23 protein-coding genes are annotated in these 22,983 nt (G+C 65.6%); 5 read left to right on the forward strand and 18 right to left on the reverse strand.

The genetic code is table 11. The features are described from left to right. Positions 1-47 precede the first annotated feature (47 nt). The gene (locus tag AC2T4A_RS27640) at positions 48-680 is read left to right on the forward strand and encodes a TetR/AcrR family transcriptional regulator (RefSeq protein WP_486742287.1); all 633 of its coding nucleotides are present in this window, start codon (positions 48-50) and stop codon (positions 678-680) included. 231 nt (positions 681-911) lie between these two features. Here AC2T4A_RS27640 and AC2T4A_RS27645 read toward each other — a convergent pair whose 3' ends face one another. The 8 genes from AC2T4A_RS27645 to ppc form a co-directional block, all read right to left on the reverse strand. Further along, positions 912-1,694, reverse strand: coding sequence for a class I SAM-dependent methyltransferase (locus AC2T4A_RS27645; RefSeq protein ID WP_486742288.1), 783 nt, complete (start codon positions 1,692-1,694; stop codon positions 912-914). A gap of 55 nt (positions 1,695-1,749) precedes the next feature. Continuing rightward, the gene (locus AC2T4A_RS27650) at positions 1,750-2,442 is read right to left on the reverse strand and encodes an extensin-like domain-containing protein (protein WP_486742289.1); all 693 of its coding nucleotides are present in this window, start codon (positions 2,440-2,442) and stop codon (positions 1,750-1,752) included. A gap of 3 nt (positions 2,443-2,445) precedes the next feature. Beyond that, positions 2,446-3,288 (reverse strand): isocitrate lyase/PEP mutase family protein, encoded by an 843-nt coding sequence (locus AC2T4A_RS27655; RefSeq protein WP_486742290.1) that lies wholly within the window; start codon positions 3,286-3,288, stop codon positions 2,446-2,448. A 74-nt stretch (positions 3,289-3,362) separates the two neighbouring features. Further along, on the reverse strand, positions 3,363-4,223 hold the full coding sequence (locus AC2T4A_RS27660) for a DUF72 domain-containing protein (protein ID WP_486743737.1): 861 nt from the start codon (positions 4,221-4,223) through the stop codon (positions 3,363-3,365). Continuing rightward, a complete protein-coding gene (locus tag AC2T4A_RS27665) occupies positions 4,220-4,567 on the reverse strand; it encodes a hypothetical protein (RefSeq protein WP_486742291.1) in 348 nt (115 codons plus the stop codon). The genes AC2T4A_RS27660 and AC2T4A_RS27665 overlap by 4 nt, the downstream gene beginning before the upstream one ends. Before the next feature lie 66 nt (positions 4,568-4,633). Further along, a complete protein-coding gene (gene tsaB / locus AC2T4A_RS27670) occupies positions 4,634-5,308 on the reverse strand; it encodes a tRNA (adenosine(37)-N6)-threonylcarbamoyltransferase complex dimerization subunit type 1 TsaB (RefSeq protein WP_486742292.1) in 675 nt (224 codons plus the stop codon). A gap of 100 nt (positions 5,309-5,408) precedes the next feature. Then, positions 5,409-6,056 (reverse strand): adenylate kinase, encoded by a 648-nt coding sequence (adk, locus tag AC2T4A_RS27675; RefSeq protein ID WP_416747575.1) that lies wholly within the window; start codon positions 6,054-6,056, stop codon positions 5,409-5,411. Between the two features lie 247 nt (positions 6,057-6,303). Further along, positions 6,304-8,940, reverse strand: coding sequence for a phosphoenolpyruvate carboxylase (gene ppc / locus AC2T4A_RS27680; protein ID WP_486742293.1), 2,637 nt, complete (start codon positions 8,938-8,940; stop codon positions 6,304-6,306). A gap of 218 nt (positions 8,941-9,158) precedes the next feature. Between ppc and AC2T4A_RS27685 the strand changes: the two genes are divergently transcribed. Continuing rightward, positions 9,159-9,494 carry a pilin assembly protein gene (locus tag AC2T4A_RS27685; protein ID WP_416747571.1) on the forward strand — a complete coding sequence of 112 codons (336 nt, stop codon included), beginning with the start codon at positions 9,159-9,161 and terminating at the stop codon, positions 9,492-9,494. A gap of 146 nt (positions 9,495-9,640) precedes the next feature. Here the strand turns inward: AC2T4A_RS27685 and cadR are convergent, their stop codons facing one another. Next, positions 9,641-10,108: a Cd(II)/Pb(II)-responsive transcriptional regulator gene (gene cadR, locus AC2T4A_RS27690; protein ID WP_088417911.1), complete on the reverse strand. Its 468-nt coding sequence runs from the start codon at positions 10,106-10,108 to the stop codon at positions 9,641-9,643. A gap of 87 nt (positions 10,109-10,195) precedes the next feature. On the opposite strand from cadR, the gene AC2T4A_RS27695 reads away from it, so the two are divergent. The 3 genes from AC2T4A_RS27695 to lptF all read left to right on the forward strand — a co-directional run bounded on the left by AC2T4A_RS27695 (position 10,196) and on the right by lptF (position 13,966). Then, on the forward strand, positions 10,196-12,550 hold the full coding sequence (locus tag AC2T4A_RS27695) for a heavy metal translocating P-type ATPase (protein ID WP_486742294.1): 2,355 nt from the start codon (positions 10,196-10,198) through the stop codon (positions 12,548-12,550). A gap of 176 nt (positions 12,551-12,726) precedes the next feature. After that, entirely contained in the window at positions 12,727-13,137 is a 411-nt protein-coding gene (locus tag AC2T4A_RS27700; RefSeq protein ID WP_416747566.1) for a DUF4398 domain-containing protein, read from the forward strand. A 37-nt stretch (positions 13,138-13,174) separates the two neighbouring features. Then, complete coding sequence (gene lptF / locus AC2T4A_RS27705) at positions 13,175-13,966, forward strand: lipotoxin F family OmpA-related lipoprotein LptF (RefSeq protein ID WP_416747564.1); 792 nt, start codon at positions 13,175-13,177, stop codon at positions 13,964-13,966. A gap of 186 nt (positions 13,967-14,152) precedes the next feature. On the opposite strand, the gene AC2T4A_RS27710 is transcribed toward lptF, so the two are convergent. The 9 genes from AC2T4A_RS27710 to AC2T4A_RS27750 all read right to left on the reverse strand — a co-directional run bounded on the left by AC2T4A_RS27710 (position 14,153) and on the right by AC2T4A_RS27750 (position 22,983). Beyond that, positions 14,153-14,662 carry an O-acetyl-ADP-ribose deacetylase gene (locus tag AC2T4A_RS27710; RefSeq protein WP_486742295.1) on the reverse strand — a complete coding sequence of 170 codons (510 nt, stop codon included), beginning with the start codon at positions 14,660-14,662 and terminating at the stop codon, positions 14,153-14,155. Positions 14,663-14,700: 38 nt separating this feature from the next. Next, complete coding sequence (locus AC2T4A_RS27715) at positions 14,701-15,024, reverse strand: PA3694 family proteiin (protein WP_416747560.1); 324 nt, start codon at positions 15,022-15,024, stop codon at positions 14,701-14,703. After that, on the reverse strand, positions 15,021-15,959 hold the full coding sequence (locus tag AC2T4A_RS27720; RefSeq protein WP_416747558.1) for an alpha/beta hydrolase: 939 nt from the start codon (positions 15,957-15,959) through the stop codon (positions 15,021-15,023). The genes AC2T4A_RS27715 and AC2T4A_RS27720 overlap by 4 nt, the downstream gene beginning before the upstream one ends. Positions 15,960-16,081: 122 nt before the next feature. Next, positions 16,082-17,386, reverse strand: coding sequence for a flavohemoglobin expression-modulating QEGLA motif protein (locus AC2T4A_RS27725; RefSeq protein ID WP_416747556.1), 1,305 nt, complete (start codon positions 17,384-17,386; stop codon positions 16,082-16,084). Continuing rightward, positions 17,383-17,946, reverse strand: coding sequence for a hypothetical protein (locus AC2T4A_RS27730; protein ID WP_416747554.1), 564 nt, complete (start codon positions 17,944-17,946; stop codon positions 17,383-17,385). The genes AC2T4A_RS27725 and AC2T4A_RS27730 overlap by 4 nt, the downstream gene beginning before the upstream one ends. A 107-nt stretch (positions 17,947-18,053) precedes the next feature. Next, a complete protein-coding gene (locus AC2T4A_RS27735; RefSeq protein WP_017521121.1) occupies positions 18,054-18,770 on the reverse strand; it encodes a TetR/AcrR family transcriptional regulator in 717 nt (238 codons plus the stop codon). Between the two features lie 365 nt (positions 18,771-19,135). Further along, on the reverse strand, positions 19,136-20,641 hold the full coding sequence (gene lysS / locus AC2T4A_RS27740; protein WP_416747552.1) for a lysine--tRNA ligase: 1,506 nt from the start codon (positions 20,639-20,641) through the stop codon (positions 19,136-19,138). A 117-nt stretch (positions 20,642-20,758) separates the two neighbouring features. Further along, a protein-coding gene (gene prfB / locus AC2T4A_RS27745) for a peptide chain release factor 2 (RefSeq protein ID WP_100227314.1) occupies positions 20,759-21,854 on the reverse strand; the annotation gives its coding sequence in 2 pieces (ribosomal slippage) (positions 20,759-21,781 and positions 21,783-21,854; 1,095 coding nt in all). 118 nt (positions 21,855-21,972) lie between these two features. Next, positions 21,973-22,983, reverse strand: a complete 1,011-nt coding sequence (locus AC2T4A_RS27750) for a diguanylate cyclase domain-containing protein (protein ID WP_486742296.1) — start codon at positions 22,981-22,983, stop codon at positions 21,973-21,975.

A 22,983-nucleotide genomic window follows, 5' to 3' on the forward strand; every position in this document is an offset into this window, starting at 1 on the left:
TAGTAAAAATACAGAACCCATCAGTCCAGTATTAGAAATGTAAAGACATGTCACCATCGAACTCATCGAACGGACCGGGTCGCCCCAAGGACCCGGCCAAGCGCAAGGCCATTCTTGAGGCCGCCAAGGAGCTGTTCGTCCGCTACGGCTACGACGGCAGCAGCATGGAGGCCATCGCCGCCGAGGCCGGGGTGTCCAAGCTCACGGTGTACAGCCACTTCACGGACAAGGAGACGCTGTTCGTCGAGGCGGTGCAGGCCAAGTGCGCGGAAAACCTGCCCGAGCTGTTCGCCGAGCCGCCGGCCGATGCGCCGCTGGAAAGCCTGCTGCTGACCCTGGCGCGTGGCTTCAACCAACTGATCAACAGCCCGGAGGCCATCGCCCTGAGCCGGCTGATGATTGCCCAGGGCGGGCAGAACCCTCACTTGTCCCAGCTGTTCTTCGATGCCGGCCCGCAGCGGGTGCTGGATCAGATGGAGCGCCTGCTGGAGCAGGCCCGCCAGCAGGGCAAGCTGGCGATGGAGAGCCCACGCCGGGCTGCCGAGCATTTCCTGATGCTGGTGCAGGGTTGCGTGCACTTCCGCTTGATGATCGGTTGCGTGGAGCCGCCGACCGAAGCGGAAACCGAAGCGCACGCTCAGGAAGTCGTGGCGCTGTTCCTCAAGGCTTTCAGGCCCTGACTCACGCCGGAGTGCCTAGGGAAGCAGTAGGAGCGAGCTTGCTCGCGAACAGGACTTCCTGGCCACTCCAGCGCCGGGCGGGTTCGCGAGCAAGCTCGCTCCTACAAGAGCAAAGCTGCGGCGACATGTTCTGTAGGAGCGGACTCTGTCCGCGATGGGTTCGAATCACACCGGAAGTCATCGCGGACGAAGTCCGCTCCTACGCCAATCCTCGGAACCTCGAGCAGGCCGTCAGCCCTTCAGGCTCTTGAGCGGATAAATGTCATACCGGCTGGACTTGCCTTCCAGGCTGTAGCTGGGCTTTGTGCCCTCGATGATCGGCGCCTTGCGCGGGCGCTTGACCACCACGCGGTGGCTGGCCAGCTTCAGTGCGGCCTCCAGCAGCGCCGGGGCGTCCAGGTCGTCGCCCACCAGCGGACGGAACAAGCGCATTTCCTTCTTCACCAATGCGCTCTTGTCGCGGTGCGGGAACATCGGGTCGAGGTAGATAACCTGCGGCGCGTCCCCCTCCCAGGCGGCCATGCGCTCGATGGCATTGCCCTGCAGCAGGCGCATGCGCGCAACAATGGCGCCCACCTCGAAATCCCCCGCCGCACGGGCCAGGCCGTCCTCCAGCAGCGCGGCGATGATCGGCTGGCGCTCGGTCAGATCCATCTGGCAGCCCAGGGTCGCCAGCACGAAGGCGTCCTTGCCCAGGCCGGCAGTGGCATCCAGCACATGCGGGCGTACGCCCTGCTGGATGCCCACAGCCTTGGCGATCATCTGCCCCGTGCCGCCGCCGAACTGGCGGCGATGTGCGGTGGCGCCCTCGAGGAAGTCCACGCGAACCGGACCGGGAGAGTCGGGGCCCAGTTGCAACAGTTGCAGACCTTCATCGCCCAGTTGCAGGGAAAAGTCCGCATCGCCCTCGCCCAGCGGCAGACCGAGCCGCTGCGCCCACTGCTCGGCAGCAGCCTGCCAGGCAGGAGCCAGTGCCTGGACGACGATGCGCGGCGGGGTAAGGACTTCGGTCATGGTGGGGCGATCCTGGAAAAAACCACGATTCTACCGCAGCACGCCCTCGGCGGGCTCAACGGCAGACCTGCCAACCGCCCAGGTCGAGGTGGAAATGGTCGTGATGCGCGCGGTTATAGTCCGGCCCGAGCACGCCGTCGAAGTTGCGGCAGGCGCCGTCGCGCACCGCACGCAGGAAGCGCGCCGCATCGCCCTCCCCGCTCCAGTCCTTCGCCACCACGATCCGCCGGCCGTCAGCGAGGCGGAAGGCCGCGATGTCCAGCGCATTGGCGGTAGCGTGCTGGCTGCGCCGGGCATCGGCGCGCCCATAGATATTGCGGCAGGCGAAGCTGCCCAGGTGCTCCACGCCTGTCACCGGCTGGCCGTAGATTTCCCGCGCGGCGGGTTGCAGGGAATGGCGCTCGAACAGCGCAAAACTCACCGCCAACGGGCAACTGGCGAGGAAACTGCTGCTCAGCTTCACCTCGGCGGCCTGCACCCGCCATACGTGCTGCAGCGGACAGCCGGCCACCGGTTCGCTGTCCGCCATGGGCTGCGCCTTGAGCCCGGAGGTTTGCAGTGCCAGCCGGCAAAGCTGCACATCGTCACGCAGGCGCCAGAGCTTGTAGCGGGTCAGCAGGTTCGGCTCATCGCGCACGTCCAGCGGTGCCCAGGGGTTCCAGCGACCGGGCAGGGTCACCCATTGCTGCTGAACCGCCAGCGCGAAGCCGGCGCACGCGAGGACCGACCCGAGCAGCCACCAGCGCAAGCGTCAGCCTCGGAACAACCCGTTGATACGATCGAACGGCATGGCACCATGCATGGGGGTCAGGTCGCCCTTGGCCAATGCCTCGGAAGCGCTGAAGAACGCCCCGTACGCCGCCCGCGCCAACGTCGAGCCGACACTGACGCGTTTCACGCCCAGCTCCGCCAGTTCTCCCAGGCTTAATTGCACGGCGGGTGAACCCACCAGCACATTGACTGGTCGCGGCGCCACGGCGCTGACCACCGCGGCAATTTCCTCTCGGGTCTTCAGGCCCGGCGCATAGAGCACATCGGCGCCAGCTTCGGCGAAGGCCACCAGGCGGCGGATGGTGTCGTCCAGGTCGACGCGACCGTGCAGGAAGTTCTCCGCCCGCGCCGCCAGGGTGAAAGTGAACGGCAGCGCACGGGCGGCCTGCACCGCGGCAGCAACGCGCTCGACCGCCAGCTCCAGCGGGTAGATCGGCGTATCCGGGCGGCCGGTGGCGTCTTCGATGGAACCGCCGACCAAGCCGCAGGCGGCGGCCAGGCGAATGGTCTCGACGCAGTCTTCTGGCGTATCGCCGTAGCCGTTCTCCAGATCGGCGGCGACCGGCAGCGGCGTGGCTTCAACTATCTCGCGCGCATTAGCCAAGGCCTCGTCGCGGCTTACCGCGCCTTCGGCGTCACGTCGGCCGAGGGCAAAGGCCAGTCCGGCGCTGGTGGTGGCCAGCGCTTCGAAGCCCAGGTGGGCAAGCATCTTCGCCGAGCCGGCATCCCAGGGGTTGGGCAGGACGAACAGGCCGTCGCGCTGGTGCAGCGCGCGGAAGGCTTCGCCGCGTTGCTGTTGAGTGCTTTTGTGCTGGGAAGACATGGCTATCTCCTTGCCGAGCGGGGAAGGAGCAGGTTAGCCCCCTCACCCGCCGGGCGCCATGCACAGTTGCGAGCTTAGAGCAGGCCTAGCTGCTCCACCTCGGGCTTATGCTCGAACAGCGGCGGCAGCCCCGGCAGGCGTTCGCTCAGCAGGGCGTGGAAGCGCTGCGCCTGTTCGGCGGCGCGGTGGTTGTCCGGGGTGTGGAGAAAGACATAGGGCGTCAGGCCCTGCTCGATCCATTCGGCGACCTTGCCGATCCAGGGCGTGAGGTGCACGAGATTGGCGTCCAGATCCGGCCCGCCGATGAAGCGTACCTGCGGGCTGGTGCTGAAGGCCGCCGGACGAACCGGCACCTTGGGTTTCTTCGACTGGGCATGCAGCACCGCCGGATCGTCGGACTGCACGGCGAACAGCGCTCGCGAATCCAGGCAAATGCGCTCGACGCCGCGCTCCAGCAGCAGGCGGTTCAATGCCCGCTCCTCCTCGCCCTTAGCGAAGAAGGCCGGGTGGCGAACTTCCACCGCAATACGTCGCTCGGCAAATGCGTCCAGCCAGGCAGCAAGCTCGTCCAGGCGATCGGGGCCGAAGCTGGCGGACACTTGCAACCACAGCGGCGCAACGCGCGCACCAAGCGGCGCCAGCAGGTCGAGGAAGTCCTGAGTGTTCTCCAACTGGCCGCGCAGGTCGCCTTCATGACTGATGTCGCGGGGCAGCTTGGCGCAGAAGCGGAATGTCTCCGGCATGGTCTTCGCCCAACGCGCGACGGTGTCGGCACTGGGACGGGCATAGAAGGTCGTATTGCCTTCCACGGCGTTGAACACCTGGGAGTAGAAACCCAGGGTATTGGCGGGGCGCAGGTCAGCAGGGTAGAAAGTGCCGCGCCAGGCCGGCTCGTTCCACGAAGGGCAGCCGAGGAAATACGGCAACTGCATCAGGCGTAGAGGTCGAGACCGAGGACTTCCTGGCCTTCGTACTGGCCGGCCATGCTGGCGGTGCTGGTGTAGCTGGCGAGCGCCTGGGCCGCGCGGGAGGTCAGCGGGCGCTGGTAGTCGAGGTTGTCGCGCAGGGTCGCCGGCACGTTGTAGCTGCTGGCGCTGGAGGACTCCACACGGCGGGTGCTGGCCTGGGAGTCGAACCCCTGGCTGGCCGAGGTCGGTGCGGGCTGCTCGCGGCGGGTCTCGACGTCACGCTGCACTTCCCGATACGGAGTGACCGCAGTGCCCGTTCGGGAACCGCGCTCCGGTGTATGGGAAATGGAAGTGAAGCCGTCGATACGCATGAAGAAAGCTCGTGGGGAATGCACTCACTCTAGCGAGCGGGCGCGACTGCGGTCAATTGGCACAGGTCAGGCTTTCTTCGGCGTCGCCACGTTGTCGCGCAGGTAGACCGGCTGGGCCTGCTCTGCGTCAACCGATTCACCGCGGGCCCAGGCGAATTCGGCCAGGGTCAGCAGGTCTTCGGCGTGCGGCAACAGGCTGGCGTCATGGGCGGCGACTTTCACCGCCAGGCGCTCCTCGAACCCCCAGCCGGTGCCGGAACCGAACCAATCGCCCTGAGCATCACGCGGTAGCTCGACACGCTCGGGCGGCAACACTGCTTCAGCGCCAGCCAGGCGCATCTCGCCCTGATCCAGGCGGTAGCAACCCCAGTACACCTCATCCATGCGCGCGTCGATGGCCGCGGCCACCTGGCTCGCGCCGTGCTCGCGATAAGCACGCTGGGCCAGCACCGCCAGATCGGAGATCGGCAGCACCGGCTTTTGCAGCGCAAAGGCCAGGCCCTGCACCACGCCGATGGCGATACGCACACCGGTGAAGGCGCCGGGGCCGCGACCGAAGGCGATGGCGTCGATGGCGGATAGCGCGATGCCGGCCTCGCCGAGGATGTCCTGCACCATGGGCAGCAGGCGCTGGGCGTGCAGGCGCGGGATCACCTCGTGGCGTACGAACCGACGGCCGTCATGCAGCAGGGCGACGGAACAGGCTTCGGTCGAGGTATCCAGGGCCAGCAGCGTGGGCATGGTGTTTTCCATAGGACGTTAAGGACAGGACAAAAAACGGGCGGGCATTATAAACGCCAAAGGCCCGCGTGTGCGGGCCTTTGGCTGTTGCGGCGATGGATCAGCTCAGAGCGCCGAGCACCTTGGAGGTGATCTGCTCGACCGAACCGACACCCTCGACGCGGGTGTACTTCGGCGTGCCTTCGGCAGCGGCCAGCTTCTGGTAGAAGTCGACCAGCGGCTTGGTCTGCGAGTGGTAGACCGACAGGCGGTGACGCACGGTGGCTTCCTTGTCGTCTTCGCGCTGGATCAGGTCTTCGCCGGTCTCGTCGTCCTTGCCTTCCACCTTCGGCGGATTGTGCTCGATGTGGTAGACGCGGCCCGAGGCGGCGTGAACGCGGCGACCGGCGATGCGGCCGACGATTTCCTCGTCGTCCACGGCGATCTCGACCACGTGGTCGATGGAAACGCCCGCTTCCTTCATGGCCTCGGCCTGGGGAATGGTGCGCGGGAAGCCGTCGAACAGGAAGCCCTTGGCGCAGTCGGGCTGAGCGATACGCTCTTTCACCAGGTTGATGATCAGGTCATCGGAGACCAGGCCGCCGGCGTCCATCACGCTCTTGGCCTGCAGGCCGAGCTCGGTGCCAGCCTTGACCGCTGCACGCAGCATGTCGCCGGTGGAAATCTGCGGAATGCCAAACTTCTCAGTGATGAAGCGAGCCTGGGTACCTTTGCCGGCACCGGGCGCCCCGAGCAGAATCACACGCATCGATATGCTCCTTAATACTTGTTAAGCGAAATCACGGATCCGCCTCGTGGGGCCAATCTCATCGTGCTGGAATGGCGCAGACATGCGCCGAAAGGTTGCTCACGATACACAGCGGTCCCCTGCCAGACAAGCCGGCCATGGGGACTGCGCACGCCGATCCCGGGCGTTTCATAGTGCCCGGAACAGCCACCAAATTAATCTCATTTGCCGGCTCGGCAATTCACCTTTGGTGGGGGATGATGGGCCCTCAACCGGTATTGCGCAGCCCCGCCGCGATTCCCGCCACCGTCACCAGCATCGCCTGCTCCAGACCGCCGCAGGCATCGCCCGTGCAGCGCCGCGAGCGCGCCAGGAGCTCGGCCTGGAGCAGATGCAGCGGATCAAGGTAGGTATTGCGTACGCCGATGGATTCGCGGGTCTCGGCCGCGTGAGCGAGCAGTTGGGACTGGCCGGTCAGACCCAGCACTACGCGCACCGACTGCGACAATAGGTCGCGTAAATGCGCACCTAATGGTCGCAGTTCCGATTGCACCAGTCGCTCGTCGTAGAGTTGGGCGATTTCCCGGTCGGCCTTGGCCAGCACCATCTCCAGCATGTCGATGCGCGTGGTGAAGAACGGCCAATCCTTGCGCATGCGTGACAGCAGCGAGCCTTCGCCGCGTTCGATGGCCTTGAACAGGGCGTCCTCCCAGCCCAGCCAGGCCGGCAGCATCAGCCGCGTCTGGGTCCAGGCGAAGATCCAGGGGATCGCCCGCAGGCTTTCCACCCCACCCTCTCGGCGTTTGGCCGGGCGACTGCCCAGTGGCAGGCGGCCCAGCTCCTGCTCGGGCGTGGCCTCGCGGAAATAGTCGACGAACTGCGGGTTCTCCCGCACCACCGCGCGATAGGCGAGCACACCGTCGGCGGCCAGGCGGTCCATCTCCTCGCGCCAGGCCGGCTCGGGCACTGGCGGTGGCTGCAGGGTCGCCTCCAGCACGGCGGCCAGGTAAAGGTTGAGATTCTGCTCGGCGATGTCCGGCAGGCCGAACTTGAAGCGGATCATCTCGCCCTGCTCGGTGGTGCGGAAACGCCCGGCCACCGAGCCCGGCGGCTGCGAGAGGATCGCCGCATGGGCCGGGCCGCCACCACGGCCGACGGTGCCGCCACGACCATGGAACAGCAGCAGCTCGACGCCACGATTGCGGCAGATGTCCACCAGCTGCTCTTGGGCTCGGTACTGCGCCCAGGCGGCGGCCAGGGTGCCGGCATCCTTGGCCGAGTCTGAGTAGCCGATCATCACTTCCTGCGGCCCGGCCAGGCGGGTGCGGTAGCTGTCCAGGCTGAGCAGTCGGTCGATGCACGGGCCGGCGTTGTCCAGGTCCTCCAGCGTCTCGAACAGCGGGACGACGCGCATCGGCCGCTCCAGCCCGCACTCCTTGAGCAGCAATTGCACGGCGAGCACATCGGACGGGTGCCCGGCCATGGAGATGACATAGGAACCCAGCGATGCCGCAGGTGCCTGCGCCACCACGCGACAGGTGGCAAGGACTTCGGCGGTCTCGGGCGAGGCCTGGTAGTTTGCCGGCAGCAGCGGGCGGCGGCTGGCCAGCTCTTCCAGGAGGAACTCCTGGCGCACGCTTTCATCCCAGTCGGCGTAGTTGCCCAGGCCCAGGTACTCGGTGATCTCGCTGATCGCCTTGGCATGGCGCGTGGAGTCCTGGCGCACGTCCAGCCGCGCCAGGAACAGCCCGAATGTGGCAGCGCGACGCAGGGTATCGAGCAGGTCGCCATCGGCAATCACGCCCATGCCGCACTCCTGCAGCGAGCGGAAGCAGAGTTGCAGGGGTTCGAGCAGCTCGCGGTTGTCCTGCAGCACGTCCGCACCCGGCTCTTCGCCGGTATGGATGGCGCGCTCGGCCCAGGCGCGGGTGGCGCGCAGGCGTTCGCGCAACTGCTTGAGCAGCGCGCGATAGGGCTCCGCAAGGTCGCCCACTTCGGCACGCAGCTCATCACTGGCCTGTTGCATGGAGAGCTCGGCGGCCAGGCTGTCGACATCGCGCAGGTAGAGATCTGCCGCCATCCAGCGCGCCAGCAGCAGGACTTCGCGGGTGATGGCGGCGGTGACATTGGGGTTGCCGTCACGGTCGCCGCCCATCCAGGAGGCGAAGCGGACCGGCGCCGCCTCCAGCGGCAGGCGCTCGCCGAGGGTTTCCTGCAAGGTGCGGTCGACGTGGCGGAGGAAGTCCGGCAGCGCGTGCCAGAGGGAATGCTCGATCACCGCGAAGCCCCATTTCGCCTCGTCCACCGGGGTCGGCCGGGTGCGGCGGATCTCGTCGGTGTGCCAGGCCTCGGCGATCAGGCGCTGGAGTTTTTCCTGCACCGCCTGGCGCTCCTCGGGCAACAGGTCGGAGTGGTCTCCAGCGGCCAGTTGAGCAGCGATGGCGTCGTATTTCTGGATCAGCGTGCGGCGCGCCACTTCCGTCGGGTGAGCGGTAAGCACCAGCTCGATCTCCAGCTCTGCCACCTGCCGCGCCAGGCCCTCGGCGCTCAGGCCGGACTTGCGCAGACGGCCCAGCAGCTCGGCCAGCACGCGATTCTCGAAGGGTTCCGGCTCCTTGGGCGTGCGGCGGCGGATGCGGTGGTACTGCTCGGCGATATTGGCCAGATTGAGAAACTGGTTGAAGGCGCGCGCCACCGGCAGCAGTTCGTCCTCGCCCAGGCCGTCGAGGGTCGCGGTGAGCTGCTTGGCGCCCTCGGCGGAGCCGCGCCGGGCAGCCTTGGCGCCAGTTCGGATCAGCTCGATCTTGTCGAGGAAGCCCTGCCCATACTGGGCGCGGATGGTCTGCCCGAGCAGCTCGCCGAGCAGGTGAACGTCCTCGCGCAGGCGCGCGTCGATATCCGGCATCACAGTCTCCTGGATAGAGAGCCCTAGTCTGAGAGTCCCTCATTGAAAAGGCGTCGCTTGGCTTCACAGTGCCGCCGGCCGGGCCGGCAGGCAAGCGCTCGACGAACGCCCGCAATCCTGCTCGGACAACGTCTAGGCTGAAAGTTATCCCCATCGACGGGAAAACCTGCGGCGACCTCACGAGGGTCGACCGCCACGTAACGACCCTAGAGGTGAACATGAAAATCCGCGAGCTGGTACGCCATTGGGAAAAGAACGCCAGGGGGCGCATGACCAACCACCAGTACAGCATTCCGCTGGACGTCGAGACCGCCGCGCGTCTGGCGGCCCTGCATGACATGTACCCCAAGCGCAGCGCCGAGGATCTGCTGGGGGAGCTGGTCAGTGCGGCCCTGGAGGAGCTGGAGGCGAGCTTCCCCTATGTGCAGGGGAACAAGGTGGTCGCCCATGATGAACAGGGTGACCCGATCTACGAGGACACAGGCCCGACGCCGCGCTTCCTGGCGCTGTCGCGCAAGTACCTGCACGAGCTGACGGAGGCCGAGCATTCCTGAATGAAAACGCCCCGGCTCAGCCGGGGCGTTTTCATTGCCTGTGGGAGCGAGCTTGCTCGCGAACAGACTCACCAGCCGCTCCAGCGTTAGGCGGGTTCGCGAGCAAACTCGCTCCTACGAAGAGCAGACGTCGCGGAACTCGATCTTCAATGCCGCCCATGGACACCGGGAACGTGCAGGTGCCCCGCCTCGGCGCAGGCCTCCGGAATCACCGAAGGCTCCGCCGGCTGCTCCAGCTCGCGCAGGATGCCGCAATCCTCGCTGCTGCCCTCCCCCTGGCACTGCGCACGCAGGTCGCGCAGTTGCTGGCTGAGGGATTGCAGCTCGGCGATGCGTACCTCGACATGGTGCAGGTGCTCGTCGATCAACCGGTTGGCGGTGCCGCAGTCGGATTCGGGGCGGTCGCGCAGGCCGAGGAGGATGCGGATTTCTTCCTGGGTCATGTCCAGCGAACGGCAATGGCGAATGAAGGACAGTCGCTCGACATGGCTGGCGTCGTACTGCCGGTAGTTACCCTCGCTGCGCGACGGCGCCGGCAGCAGGCCTTCGCGCTCGTAGTAGCGGATGGTTTCCACCGGACAGCCGGTCAGTTTCGCCAGTTCACCGATCTTCATGTGCGACTCCTCGCCAACAGACGCTTGACTCTGTAGTTGCTACAGGGTGTGCAATCAGCAGCAACTCGTCAAACAGGAACGGACGACATGACTGCCAATCGCCAGGGCCCGATCATCCAGGGCCCCGCCCCAATCCAGGAGCAGCACCGCGAACACGAAGCCGCTGGCTGCTGCGGCTGCGACAAAGGCACGCTGTTGCGCGCCCCGGCTGCCGAACCTGCACCGCACTCGCACGACCATGGCCATGCCCACGATCACGATCACGATCACGATCACGGCGAGGATCACGGCGCGCGAGCCGAAAACGCTGCCACTGCTGCAGCCGGATCGGCCAGCGGCGAACTGCGCTGGACCAGCCTGCGCATCGAAGCCATGGACTGCCCCACCGAGGAACGCCTGCTGCGCGATGCGCTGGGCCGCGTGTCCGCCGTGGAAGACCTGGACTTCAACCTGATGCAGCGCCTGCTGCGCGTACAACATCGTTTCGACAGCATCGAGCCGCTGCAGAAGCTGGTCGCCTCCCTTGGCATGCAGGCCGAGCCGCTGGACGAAAACGCCCCCGCTTCCACACAGCCCGCCCAGCAGAAGCCTTGGTGGCCGCTGGCGCTGGCCGGTGTCGCCGCAGCAGGCGCGGAGTTCTTCGAATGGTTCGCCATCGGCCCGCATTGGCTGGTGGCGGCGCTGGCCATCGCCGCGATCCTTGGCGCCGGCCTGCCGACCTACCGCAAGGGCTGGATCGCCCTGAAGAACCGCAACCTCAACATCAACGCTCTGATGAGCATCGCCGTCACCGGCGCCATGCTGATCGGCCAGTGGCCGGAAGCAGCGATGGTGGCAGTGCTGTTCGCCATCGCCGAACTGATCGAGGCCAAGTCGCTGGACCGAGCACGCAACGCCATTCGCGGCCTGCTGCAACTGGCCCCAGAACAGGCCACGGTGCAGGTCGACGGACAGTGGCAGGAAGTCTCCGCCAAGTCCGTCGCCCTCGGCGCACGGGTGCGGGTACGTCCCGGCGAGCGCATTGCGCTGGACGGCGAGGTGCTCGACGGTCGTTCCAGCGTCAACCAGGCGCCGATCACCGGCGAGAGCCTGCCAGTGGAGAAGCAGGCCGGCGATACCCTGTTCGCCGGCACCATCAACGGCGAAAGCGCGCTGGAATACCGCGTCACCCGTGTGGCCGACGACAGCACCCTGGCGCGCATCATCCACGCCGTGGAAGAGGCCCAGGGCTCGCGCGCACCGACCCAGCGCTTCGTCGACCAGTTCTCGCGCATCTACACACCGGCGGTGTTCCTCATCGCCATCGCCACTGCATTGCTGCCGCCGCTGTTCTTCGGTGGCGCCTGGCTGGACTGGGTCTACCGCGCCCTGGTGCTGCTGGTGATCGCCTGCCCGTGTGCGCTGGTGATTTCCACTCCGGTGACCATCGTCAGCGGCCTCTCGGCAGCGGCGCGAATGGGCATCCTGATCAAGGGCGGCGTGTTCCTGGAAATGGGCCGCGCGCTGGAGTGGATCGCCCTGGACAAGACCGGCACCCTCACCGAAGGCCGCCCCCGCCAGACCGATTTCACCGCCCTGCGGGAAACCGCCGCCGGCGATGTGCGCGCCCTGGCTGCCAGCCTCGCCGCGCGCTCGGATCACCCGGTATCCCAGGCCGTGGCCCAGGCCGCCGAGGCGGACAACATCGCGCTCTACAGCGTCGGTGAGCTGACCGCCCTGCCCGGCCGCGGCGTGAAAGGCGAGATCAACGGCCGCGTCTACCACCTGGGCAACCATCGCCTGGTGGAGGAGTTGGAACTGTGCTCGAAGGAGCTGGAGGCCCGTCTCGACGCCCTCGAGCAACAGGGCAAGACAGTCATCGTGCTGCTCGATGCCGAGGGCCCGCTGGCGCTGTTCGCGGTGGCCGACGGGGTCAAGCAGACCAGCCGCGAAGCCGTCGCCCAACTCCATGAACTGGGCGTGAAGACGCTGATGCTGACCGGCGACAACCCGCACACCGCCAACGCCATAGGCACCCAGGTGGGCATCGACGAGGCGTTGGGCAACCTGCTGCCCGAAGACAAGCTGCGCGAAGTGAAGCAGCGCCAGGAAGGCGGCAAGCGCGTCGGCATGGTCGGCGACGGCATCAACGATGCCCCGGCCCTGGCCCGGGCCGATATCGGCTTCGCCATGGGCGCGGCGGGTACCGACACGGCCATCGAAACCGCCGGCGTCGCGCTGATGGATGACGACCTGCGCAAGCTGCCGTCGTTCATTCGACTCTCACGCCAGACCCACCGCGTGTTGATCCAGAACATCACCCTGGCGCTGGGCATCAAGGCGGTGTTCCTGGCTCTCACTCTGGCCGGCGAAGGTACCCTGTGGATGGCGGTCTTCGCCGACATGGGCGCCAGCCTGCTGGTGGTGTTCAACGGCCTGCGGTTGCTGCGTCATCGCGGCTGATTCCCGCTGATCGTCGCCAATGCCCGCCAATATGGCGGGCATTTTTTTTGAACCCCCTGACGAAACCCTTAGTCCCCTAATCAGATGCCCAGGAAAGCGCCAATGCGCACGACAGGCATCTGCCGGCACTCGAAACGCCGAGGGAACCCCTTAGCAAACGTCAGAGGATTCACCCAATGGAACTGAAATCTCAGAGCGCTCGAACCGTCCCGACCGTCTCCACCCGCGCATCGCTGCGCCTCGGTCTGCTCGCCCTTGGCAGCGCCGTGCTGCTGGCTGGCTGCGCTGGCAACCCGCCCAGCGAACAGATGGCCGTCACCGAATCGGCGGTGAACGCCGCCGTGAGCTCCGGCGGCCCGGAATACGCCCCGGTGGAGACCAAGAACGCCCAGGACAAACTCGCTCAGGCGCGCATCGCCCTGAACGACAAGGAATACGACCAGGCCAAGCGCCTGGCCCAGCAGGCCGAATGGGACGCCCGCGTGGCCGAACGCAAGTCGCAGGCCGTGAAGGCGCAGAACAACGTCAAGGACGCCCAGCAGGGCGTGATGGAGTTGCGTCAGGAAGGCCTGCAGCAGGCCCAGTGATCCCGCCCCTACGTCCGGTCATATAAGGAATTTCGACATGAACAAGCTCATCGTACTGCCCGCCATCTCCACCCTTGCGCTGGCCCTGGCCGCATGTTCCACCCCGCCCAACGCCAACCTGGAGAAGGCCCGTGGCGACTTCCAGGCCCTGCAGGCCGAACCGCAGGCCACCCAGCAGGCCGCGCTGGAAACCAAGGATGCCGGCGACTGGCTGGCCAAGACCGACAAGGCCTACCGCGACGGCGCCGACCAGAAGGAGGTCGACCAACTGGCCTACCTGACCCAGCAACGCATCGAGCTGGCCAACCAGACGGTGGCCCTGCGCAACGCTGAGGACCAGATGAAGAACACCTCGGCCCAGCGCGCCCAGGCCCGGCTGGATGCTCGCACCGCGCAGCTCAACAAGCTCAAGGGCGAGCTGAACGCCAAACAGACCTCGCGCGGGACCATGGTGTCGTTCGGTGACGTGCTGTTCGATCTCGACCGCGCCGAGCTGAAGCCCGGCGCCATGAGCAATGTGCAGAATCTCGCTGGCTACCTGCAGCAGAATCCGGAACGCAAGGTCATCGTCGAGGGCTACACCGACAGCAGCGGCTCCTCCTCCTACAACCAGGGGCTGTCCGAGCGTCGCGCCGACGCCATCCGCCTGGCGCTGCTGAGCCAGGGCGTGACCCCGGACCGCGTCGTCGCTCGTGGCTACGGCAAGGAGTACCCGGTGTCGAGCAATACCACCGCCGCCGGGCGCGCGATGAACCGCCGCGTCGAGGTCACCATTTCCAATGACGCCAACCCGGTGCAGCCCCGCTCGTCGGTGAGCTCGACTTACTGACCGGCCTGTGACAGCTCGCTCCTGCGGGGCTGATTTTCGTAGGAGCGAGCTTGCTCGCGATCAGATTAACGCACCAAATCCCTCATCCGGCCCAAAGGGAGGGGGCTGCGGCGAGAGGATGACAGCGACTCGGAGGCGAACCTGGGTTCGCAAGCTCGCTCGCTCCTACAAGGAGCCGAGGGCCGCTCAGCCCAGCAGGCGTCGATAGAGCTCGGCCATCTCCGCCGAGAAAGGCACCAGCACCGACTCCCGCAGTGAACTTCCCTCGCGACGCGGACGACGCAGTTCGTCCACGGCAACCTGCGCTGCCGCTTCGGCGGGATAGCCGTAGATGCCGGTGCTGATGGCGGGAAAGGCGACGCTGGCGAGGCCCCTGTCCTCGGCCAGTTGCAGGCTGTTGCGGTAGCACTGGGCGAGCAGCTCAGGCTCGCCGTGGTCGCCGCCGCGCCAGACCGGCCCGACGGTGTGGATGACAAAGCGCGCCGGCAGGCGGAAGCCGGGGGTGATCTTCGCCTGGCCGGTCTTGCAGCCACCCAGCGGGCGGCAGGCGTGGACCAGGTCCGGGCCGGCGGCACGGTGAATGGCGCCGTCCACGCCACCACCGCCCAACAATGAACTGTTGGCGGCGTTGACGATGGCATCGACGTCGAGACGGGTGATATCGCCCTGCCAGACGCGGATCTCGGGATGGCTCATGTTGCTTGCTCCCTTGGCCTGCGACGACGGGCTCGCCGTCACTTGACCTCTTGCGGGGTCTGCTCACCCATGCAGCGCACGGCGCGCTTGCGGCCGTCGACCAGCACGCCGGTCAGGCCCTTCTGGCTCATGTCGAACATCACCAGCACGCCATCGATGCACTGCGCCTGCTGGTCGGCCGGGTCCAGGGACAGCTTGGTGTCCTGGCCGGGGATGCTTTTCAGCATGGTGAACTGGCTCAGTTCCAGCGCGTCCTCGGGCTTGGCGAAGTGCAGGTAGCCGTAGTACCAGAGCGTACCGACCGAGACAAAGATGGTGGCGATGACGGTGAGGATATAGGAGATCGGGTTGCGGTCGTTCATGGGGTGCCTTGTTGTTTCGGGTCCGCCTGCGATTCCTGTGGCTTCGCCGGAGAGGGATAGTTCGGGACTTCAGCCAGGCGACGCAAACCGGTGAAGTGCTGCGGATCGTCAAGGAAACGCAGCATCACTTCGCGCCACACGGGTTCGCCGAAGGTTTCCACGTGGTTGCCGCGCGTCAGCTGGAAGACTTTCGGCGGCTGCTTGGCCTTGTAGAGGCTCAGGCCGTTGTCCAGGGGCACAATGGTATCGTCGATGCTGTGGAAGAGCAGCACGGGTGCGCCAGAAAGTCGCGGCATGGAACGGATGGCGCTGTCGCCGTCGGGCACCAGCCAGGACAGCGGCACCTGCAACGGCCAGGTCAGCCAACTGGTGGAAAGGGTGTATTGCGCCACGTCGCGGTAGCTGGCTGGAACGCCGTCGAGCACCACCGCATGCAACATTTTCTGCCGCTCCGGATGCAGGCCCAGGTAGTGCACGGCCATGGCACCGCCCAGGCTTTGCCCGAGCAGGATCACCGGTTTGCCTTGCGCTTCCGGTGCCTTGTCCAGCCAGGCGAAAGCAGCATCGATGTCCTGGTAGATGGCGGGCAGGCTCGGTTCACCCTCGGACTTGCCGTAGCCACGGTAATCCACCATCAGCACCTGATAGCCCTGCTCCGGCAGCCAGTACGCCCCGCCCAGGTGCCAGGCCATGTTGCCGCCGTTGCCATGCAGGTGCAGCACGGTGCCCTTCACCGGCACGCCCGCTTTTGCCGGCAGCCACCAACCGGCGAGCTTCACGCCGTCGGCGGTGGTCAGGGTGACGTCGCGGTAGTCGAGCTTGGCCCGCGCGGGTGTGATGGCGACGTCGTCGCTGGGGTAGAACAGCAGGGAGCTGCAGCCGCCGAGTGTGAAAAGCAGCGTGAAGGCGGCGGCCTTGATACAGCGATTCAGCATGAGGTCGTCCTTGCAGGTAACCACCCGGTAGGAGCGAGCTTGCTCGCGAACCTGCCCAGCGACGGAGTCTTTGGCGAGATGTTCGCGAGCAAGCTCGCTCCTACAAAAAACCGGGCCGGCAGTCAGAGGATATTGGCGTAATCCGCCTCGATGCGGTCGAGGCTGAGATGATTGAGGAAGTTGGAGAAGCACATCCACGCCGACAGCGCATTGAGGTCACGGAATTGCGGTGGCAGGTACTTGGGCGGCACCACCAGGCCCTCGTCCACCAATTGGCGCAGGGTACGCATGTCTTCCAGGGTGGCCTTGCCGCAGAACAGCAGCGGGATCTGCTCCAGCTTGCCCTTGCGCACCGCGAGCTGGATGTAGTTGTAGATCAGGATGAAACCCTTGAGGTACGAGAGGTCCTTGGTGAAGGGCAAACCATTGGGCGTCGAGCCACGGAACACCCGGCTGGCGTTCTGGTAGCTGCTCTCCACGCTGTAGTTCTGCTCGCGGTAGAAGTGGAACACCTCGAGGAAATCCGCGCCCTCTTCCGCCATATGGATGGCGCGGGTGCGGTTGGTCAGCTTGCGCAGGCGCGTCGGGTAGGAGGCAAAGGCAATCACTTCCATCAGGATCGCCAGGCCTTCCTGGGTCACCGTGGAGGATGGCGGTCCCTTGGCGAGGAAGGTGCAGATCGGCTGGTTGAGGCCGTTGAGCGTGGTGCCGACGTGCACCAGGCCCTCATGGACCTCCAGCGCGCGCACGTCGCGCTCGTTGAACATCGCGTCCGCGCGCACCTTGATGTAGTCGGCGCCGGCCGCGGCGTCGGCGACGATGCCGTCGGACTCGAAGACGCGGATGGTGTCTTCCTTGCCGTCGAATACCTTGTTCAGGCGTTCCTGCAGCATCTTCACCGCGTCGCTGGCGGTGAGTGTCTTGGGTTCGTCCTTGAGGTCGCCACGGTCGGCGATGTTGTTCAGGTAGTCCGAAAGCATCAGGCCCAGGTCGGCCAGGGTCGGGTCGCCAGCGTGGAAGGCGTCGGAGGCCGAGCCATAGAGTTCCTGGGAAATCAGCCCGAAGTCCTGGGTACCACGCGCTTCGAGCATGCGGATGACCATGCGGTATTCCTTGCACATGCGCCGCATGATCTGCCCTACCGGGTTGAACTGCCCAAGGTGACGGGTGATATCGCGCTCGATGTTCTGGAATTCCTGCTTCTTCGCGCTGCTGTCGAAGGACAGCGGTCGGCCGTCGTAGTAGGCGCGGTCGACCTTGGGCGCGTGCTTGCCGCGGCCCTTGAGGAAATCGTCGCGGATGCCGTCGTCCCATTTGATGGCGTCGAGCACGCGGATCGGCGTCTGCGCCTCGACGATGCGGTCGGACAGGCCACGGATGATCTGCTGGTATTCGCTGGGCGTAGACTTCTTGCGCCGTGGGGTCATGGCTTTTCTCCCGGAGTCACGCGCGAAAAGCGCAGCGCTTCGACGAACACGTCGGAATTGGCAGGATCGTTCAGGTACTTGATCACATCAGCCAGCGGGCTCGTCACCAGGGCGCCGGCGCCTTGTTCGGTGTCGACCTTCTCGCCCTTGAGCGCGCCTTCCTTCATGTCCTGCAGGATGTGCTCGACATCCAGGTTATAGATCACCAGTTCGTCCTTGTCGGTGATCTCGAAGCCGGCCAGGGCGAAGTTGCCGCCCATGCTTTTCGGCAGCCCGGCGGAGAGGTACCAGCGCTTGCCGTGGTGAGCGACGGTGAAGCCGAAGTCCTCGACGCTGTCGGTGTTGTCCTTGCTATCAACATAGCTGAGGGCGCGGTAAAGATTGGAGCCGGAGCGGGTGACTTCGAGGAACTGCTCTTCGCCGTACTCGTCCACACGCGACCACTGGCCCAGCAGGTGAGCCGGCGCGGGCTCATTGGCCGGAATCGGGTCCTTGAACGTCACCAGACAGCCACTGAGCAGGCAGATGCTCAACAGCAGCAGTGCACGCCAGACTTTCATCACGCCCTCCTTAGGTCCGGATGCCTTTGCATGCGATGCGCACAGGCGTCCGGAGTTCCGACACGAAAACCCCGCCGGATGGCGGGGTTGGAATGCAGCAGCTGGAGCTACAGGCCCATCACCAGGTCGAGATAGCGGCTAAGGATGGCACGCATTTCCTCGATCTGCAGGTGGTCGGCGCCGTCCAGCAGGCCCTGATACTCCATCTGCAGGATGATGGCCGTCAACACCCGGGCATCCTGCTCGGGCTGTCTGGAGCCGAGCACTTCGAAGAAATGCACCACGCCCAGGGAGAGAATGCGCCGGTGGCGCTGCGCCAGTTCGCTGAGGCTGGGGTTGAGCAGCGCTTCCTGGCGGAAGGCCTGTTCAGCCAGCAGGTGCTCGCGTCGCTCGGTGAGCTGGACCTGCACGTACTTGATTGCCAGCTCGACGATATTCGCCGTCAGCTCGCGGCGCGCCTGCGGGTCGTCCTGGGCGAGGCCGGCGGCCATGGCCTGGAGATCGCCCTCGACGCTGCTCCAGAAGGTCGACAGGGCTTCGGCGCTGCGTTCGACGAAGAGCGCAAAGGTGTCGGTGATGAGGTCCTGGATGTCCTTGAAGTAATAGGTGGTGGCCGACAACGGCACACCAGCCTCGGCGGCCACGGCACGGTGGCGCACGGCGCGGACGCCATCGCGCACGATGATCCGCAGGGCGGCGTCGAGGATCGCCTGGCGACGCTGCTCGCTACCCTGGCGGCTGGCCTTGCGGCCCTGGTATTTGACACTTTCTGCGATGGCGCTGGCGACTTGCGCTGCGCTGTCTCGCGGGGACACTTGGGTCACTGGCATTACCTCCGGCGGCGCGGCCTGATGGCGCATTGTTCGAGCTTTTCGGTGGGAAAACAATTGCCGCCGTGCTGCTGCGACACCGGCGCATGAAACGAACCGCGAGGCAGAGCAGGCGGCTGGGAATCAGGCCTGGGAGTGAGACTTGCCACAGGCACGCCGAGCCACGGTGCGCGGGTGCACTTCGTCGGATGGTATACCGCCCAAATCCCACGTCCCTGTGGGAGCGAGCTTGCTCGCGAACGGGCTCACCGGAAGCACCTGAGTGGATCAGTTCGCGAGCAAGCTCGCTCCTACAAAAGCTGTCCGCGACCCAAACGAGAAAGGCCGCCCGAAGGCGGCCTTTTTCCCAGTTCCGACGCTTACGCCTGCGGGCGCATGTGCGGGAACAGGATGACGTCGCGGATCGACGGCGAGTTGGTCAGCAGCATCACCAGGCGGTCGATACCGATGCCTTCACCGGCGGTGGGCGGCATGCCGTACTCCAGCGCGTTGACGAAGTCGGCGTCGAAGTGCATCGCCTCGTCGTCACCGGCGTCCTTCTCCTTCACCTGCAGCATGAAGCGCTCGGCCTGGTCTTCGGCGTCGTTCAGCTCGGAGTAGGCGTTGGCGATCTCGCGGCCACCGATGAACAGCTCGAAGCGGTCGGTGACGCTCGGGTCGTTGTCGTTGCGGCGGGCCAGCGGGGACACTTCGAACGGATACTGGGTGATGAAGTGCGGCTGCTCCAGCTTGTGCTCGACCAGCTCTTCGAAAATCATCACCTGCAGCTTGCCCAGCCCTTCGTGGCCGAGGACCTTGGCGCCGGCCTTCTTGGCGATGGCGCGGGCCTTCTCGATGTCGGTCAGGTCAGCCGCGGTGAGTTCCGGGTTGTATTTCAGGATGGCGTCGAACACGGACAGACGGGCAAACGGCTCGCCGAAGTGGAAGACCTTGTCGCCGTAGGGCACGTCGGTGCTGCCGAGCACGGCTTGGGCCAGCTCGCGGAACAGCTCCTCGGTCAGGTCCATGTTGTCTTCGTAGTCGGCGTAGGCCTGGTAGAACTCGAGCATGGTGAACTCGGGGTTGTGCCGGGTCGAAACGCCTTCGTTACGGAAGTTGCGGTTGATCTCGAAGACCTTCTCGAAGCCACCGACCACCAGGCGCTTGAGGTACAGCTCCGGAGCGATACGCAGGAACATGGCCATGTCCAGTGCGTTGTGGTGGGTTTCGAAAGGCTTGGCCGCCGCGCCGCCGGGGATGGTCTGCAGCATCGGGGTTTCCACTTCGAGGAAGCCGCGATCGGACAGGAAACGACGGATGTGGGCGATAACCTGGGAACGCACGCGGAAGGTGTGGCGGGTTTCCTCGTTGACGATCAGGTCGACGTAGCGCTGGCGATAGCGCTGCTCGGTGTCGGTCAGGCCGTGGTGCTTGTCCGGCAGCGGGCGCAGCGACTTGGTCAGCAGGCGCACGTTGGTCATTTCGACGTACAGGTCGCCTTTGCCGGAACGAGCCAGGGTGCCTTCGGCGCCGATGATGTCGCCCAGGTCCCAGGTCTTGATCTCGGCCAGGGTTTCTTCCGGCAGGGTCTTGCGGTTCACGTAGACCTGCAGGCGGCCGCTGCTGTCCTGCAGGACGATGAACGAGCCGCGGTTGAGCATGATGCGACCAGCGACCTTGACCGGGATGGCGGCTGCTTCCAGCTCTTCCTTGGTCGCGGTCTCGTACTGTTTCTGCAGGTCAGCGAAGTAGTTCTCGCGGCGGAAGTCATTGGGGAAGGCAATGGCCTTGGCCTCACGCACGGCGGCAAGTTTTTCCTTGCGCTGGGCGATCAGCTTGTTTTCTTCCTGTTGCAGTTCGGTCTGGTCGAGTTGTTGGTCGCTCATGGTCGTCTATCTGCCTGGCGTCTAATTCAAATTGGGGGATACGTGTAGGAGCGAGCTTGCTCGCGAAGCTCTTGGACGGGTTCGCGAGCAAGCTCGCTCCTACAATGGGGCTCTGCGTCAGAGCCCTTGCTTGAGGCTGGCCTCGAGGTACTCGTTCAGGTCGCCGTCGAGCACCTTGTCGCAATCGCTGCGTTCCACGCCGGTACGCAGGTCCTTGATGCGCGACTGGTCGAGCACGTAGGAACGGATCTGGTGGCCCCAGCCGATATCGGACTTGGTGTCTTCCAGCGCCTGCGAGGCGGCGGTGCGTTTCTGCATCTCCTGCTCGTACAACCGGGCCCGCAGCATCTTCATGGCGGTGTCCTTGTTGGCGTGCTGGGAGCGTTCGTTCTGGCACGCCACCACGGTGTTGGTCGGCACGTGGGTGATACGCACCGCGGAGTCGGTGGTGTTCACGTGCTGACCGCCCGCGCCGGAGGAGCGGTAGGTGTCGATGCGCAGGTCGGCCGGGTTGATCTCGATCTCGATGTTGTCGTCGATTTCCGGCGAGACGAACACCGCGGTGAACGAGGTGTGGCGACGGTTGCCGGAGTCGAACGGGCTCTTGCGCACCAGGCGGTGCACGCCGATCTCGGTGCGCAGCCAGCCGAAGGCATATTCGCCCTTGATGTGCACGGTAGCGCCCTTGATGCCGGCGACTTCGCCCTCGGACAGCTCGACGATCTCGGCATCGAAGCCGTTCTTGTCCGCCCAGCGCAGGTACATGCGCAGCAGCATGTTCGCCCAGTCCTGGGCTTCGGTGCCGCCGGAGCCGGCCTGGATATCCAGGTAGGCGTTGTTGGGGTCCATCTCGCCGCTGAACATGCGGCGGAACTCGAGCTTCTCGAGAATTTCGCGCAGGCGCTGGACTTCGGCTTCGACGTCGCCGACGGCGCCTTCGTCATTCTCCTCGACCGCCATGTCGAGCAGGTCGCGGGAGTCGGCCAGACCGCCGGTGAGCTCGTCGAGGGTCTCGACGATCTGCGCCAGCATGGCGCGCTCGCGGCCCAGGTTCTGGGCGTATTCGGGCTTGTTCCAGACCGCCGGGTCTTCCAGTTCGCGGTTTACTTCGATCAGACGATCATGTTTCAGATCGTAGTCAAAGATACCCCCGAATCGAATGGGTACGGTCGGAGAGGTCCTTGATGCTGTTGAGGATCGGTTGGATTTCCATGGCGGGCATCTCTCACGGGTAAGGGCGTAGAAAAGCCGGCAAGTATACGTGAATTTTCGTCGCCTTTTCAGGCTTTACGACAAAGCACGCCCACCGTTTCCGCGCCCTCCCCGCCCGTTCAGCCGGCGATGGCCACCTGGTTGCGCCCGCCGTGCTTGGCGTTGTAGAGCGCCTGGTCGGCCAGTTCGATGAGCTGGCGGCAGGCCTGCCCGGCCTGGGGGATCAGGGTTGCCACGCCGATACTGATGGTCAGCGACGCCCCCGGAGTCGGCAGTTCGTGGCGGATGTTCAGGTCCTGCACCAGGCGCCGCAGCTTCTCCGCCAGCAGGCGTGCGCCGCCGGGCGAGGTGTTGGGCAGGACCATGACGAACTCCTCGCCGCCGTAGCGCGCCGGCAGGTCCGAGGGGCGGCTGGCGCTGGCGCGTATCGCGCCGGCCACCTGGCGCAGCGCCTCGTCGCCCTGTACGTGGCCGAAGGTGTCGTTGTAGGCCTTGAAGTGGTCCACGTCGATCAACAGGATCGACAGCTGGGTCTGCTCACGCAGGCCGCGGCGCCACTCCATTTCCAGGTATTCGTCGAAGTGCCGGCGGTTGGACAGCCCGGTGAGACCGTCGGAGTTCATCAGCCGCTGCAGCACCAGGTTGGTTTCCAGCAGCTGCTGCTGGCTCTCGCGCAGGGCGCGGTAGGCCTCGTCGCGCTGCTGCAGGGCGAGGTAGGAGCGCGAGTGGTAGCGCACCCGGGCGATCAACTCGATGGCGTCGGGCAGCTTGACCAGGTAGTCGTTGGCGCCGGCGCCGAAGGCCGCACTTTTCACCGCCGGGTCTTCCTTGGTCGACAGGACGATGATCGGCAGATCGCGGGTGGCCGGGTTGGCGCGGTACTCGCGCACCAGCGTGAGGCCGTCGGCGCCGGGCATCACCAGGTCCTGGAGGATCACCGTGGGCTTGATCTGGATCGCCAGGGCGATGGCCTGGTGCGGATCGGAGCAGAAGTGAAAGTCTATGCTGGGGTCGTCCGCCAGCGCACGGCGCACGGCCTCGCCGATCATCGGCTGGTCGTCGACCAGCAGCACCATCACAGCGGAATCGCCTGGGGTGTTCACGGGGTAGTCACTCGTCAAAAGGTTCAT

It is taken from the genome of Pseudomonas sp. PVC-3-1 (assembly GCF_057444315.1).

Coding starts and splice junctions, on each gene's coding strand:
- AC2T4A_RS27685 (WP_416747571.1), top strand. CDS start 9,159: ATGAAAATCCGCGAGCTGGTACGCCATTGGGAAAAGAACGCCAGGGGG.
- AC2T4A_RS27715 (WP_416747560.1), bottom strand. CDS start 15,024: ATGAACGACCGCAACCCGATCTCCTATATCCTCACCGTCATCGCCACC.
- AC2T4A_RS27750 (WP_486742296.1), bottom strand. CDS start 22,983: ATGAACCTTTTGACGAGTGACTACCCCGTGAACACCCCAGGCGATTCC.
- lptF (WP_416747564.1), top strand. CDS start 13,175: ATGAACAAGCTCATCGTACTGCCCGCCATCTCCACCCTTGCGCTGGCC.
- tsaB (WP_486742292.1), bottom strand. CDS start 5,308: ATGCCCACGCTGCTGGCCCTGGATACCTCGACCGAAGCCTGTTCCGTC.
- cadR (WP_088417911.1), bottom strand. CDS start 10,108: ATGAAGATCGGTGAACTGGCGAAACTGACCGGCTGTCCGGTGGAAACC.
- AC2T4A_RS27730 (WP_416747554.1), bottom strand. CDS start 17,946: ATGAAAGTCTGGCGTGCACTGCTGCTGTTGAGCATCTGCCTGCTCAGT.
- AC2T4A_RS27655 (WP_486742290.1), bottom strand. CDS start 3,288: ATGTCTTCCCAGCACAAAAGCACTCAACAGCAACGCGGCGAAGCCTTC.
- AC2T4A_RS27725 (WP_416747556.1), bottom strand. CDS start 17,386: ATGACCCCACGGCGCAAGAAGTCTACGCCCAGCGAATACCAGCAGATC.
- ppc (WP_486742293.1), bottom strand. CDS start 8,940: ATGCCGGATATCGACGCGCGCCTGCGCGAGGACGTTCACCTGCTCGGC.
- AC2T4A_RS27695 (WP_486742294.1), top strand. CDS start 10,196: ATGACTGCCAATCGCCAGGGCCCGATCATCCAGGGCCCCGCCCCAATC.
- AC2T4A_RS27700 (WP_416747566.1), top strand. CDS start 12,727: ATGGAACTGAAATCTCAGAGCGCTCGAACCGTCCCGACCGTCTCCACC.
- AC2T4A_RS27710 (WP_486742295.1), bottom strand. CDS start 14,662: ATGAGCCATCCCGAGATCCGCGTCTGGCAGGGCGATATCACCCGTCTC.
- lysS (WP_416747552.1), bottom strand. CDS start 20,641: ATGAGCGACCAACAACTCGACCAGACCGAACTGCAACAGGAAGAAAAC.
- AC2T4A_RS27640 (WP_486742287.1), top strand. CDS start 48: ATGTCACCATCGAACTCATCGAACGGACCGGGTCGCCCCAAGGACCCG.
- adk (WP_416747575.1), bottom strand. CDS start 6,056: ATGCGTGTGATTCTGCTCGGGGCGCCCGGTGCCGGCAAAGGTACCCAG.
- AC2T4A_RS27665 (WP_486742291.1), bottom strand. CDS start 4,567: ATGCGTATCGACGGCTTCACTTCCATTTCCCATACACCGGAGCGCGGT.
- AC2T4A_RS27720 (WP_416747558.1), bottom strand. CDS start 15,959: ATGCTGAATCGCTGTATCAAGGCCGCCGCCTTCACGCTGCTTTTCACA.
- AC2T4A_RS27645 (WP_486742288.1), bottom strand. CDS start 1,694: ATGACCGAAGTCCTTACCCCGCCGCGCATCGTCGTCCAGGCACTGGCT.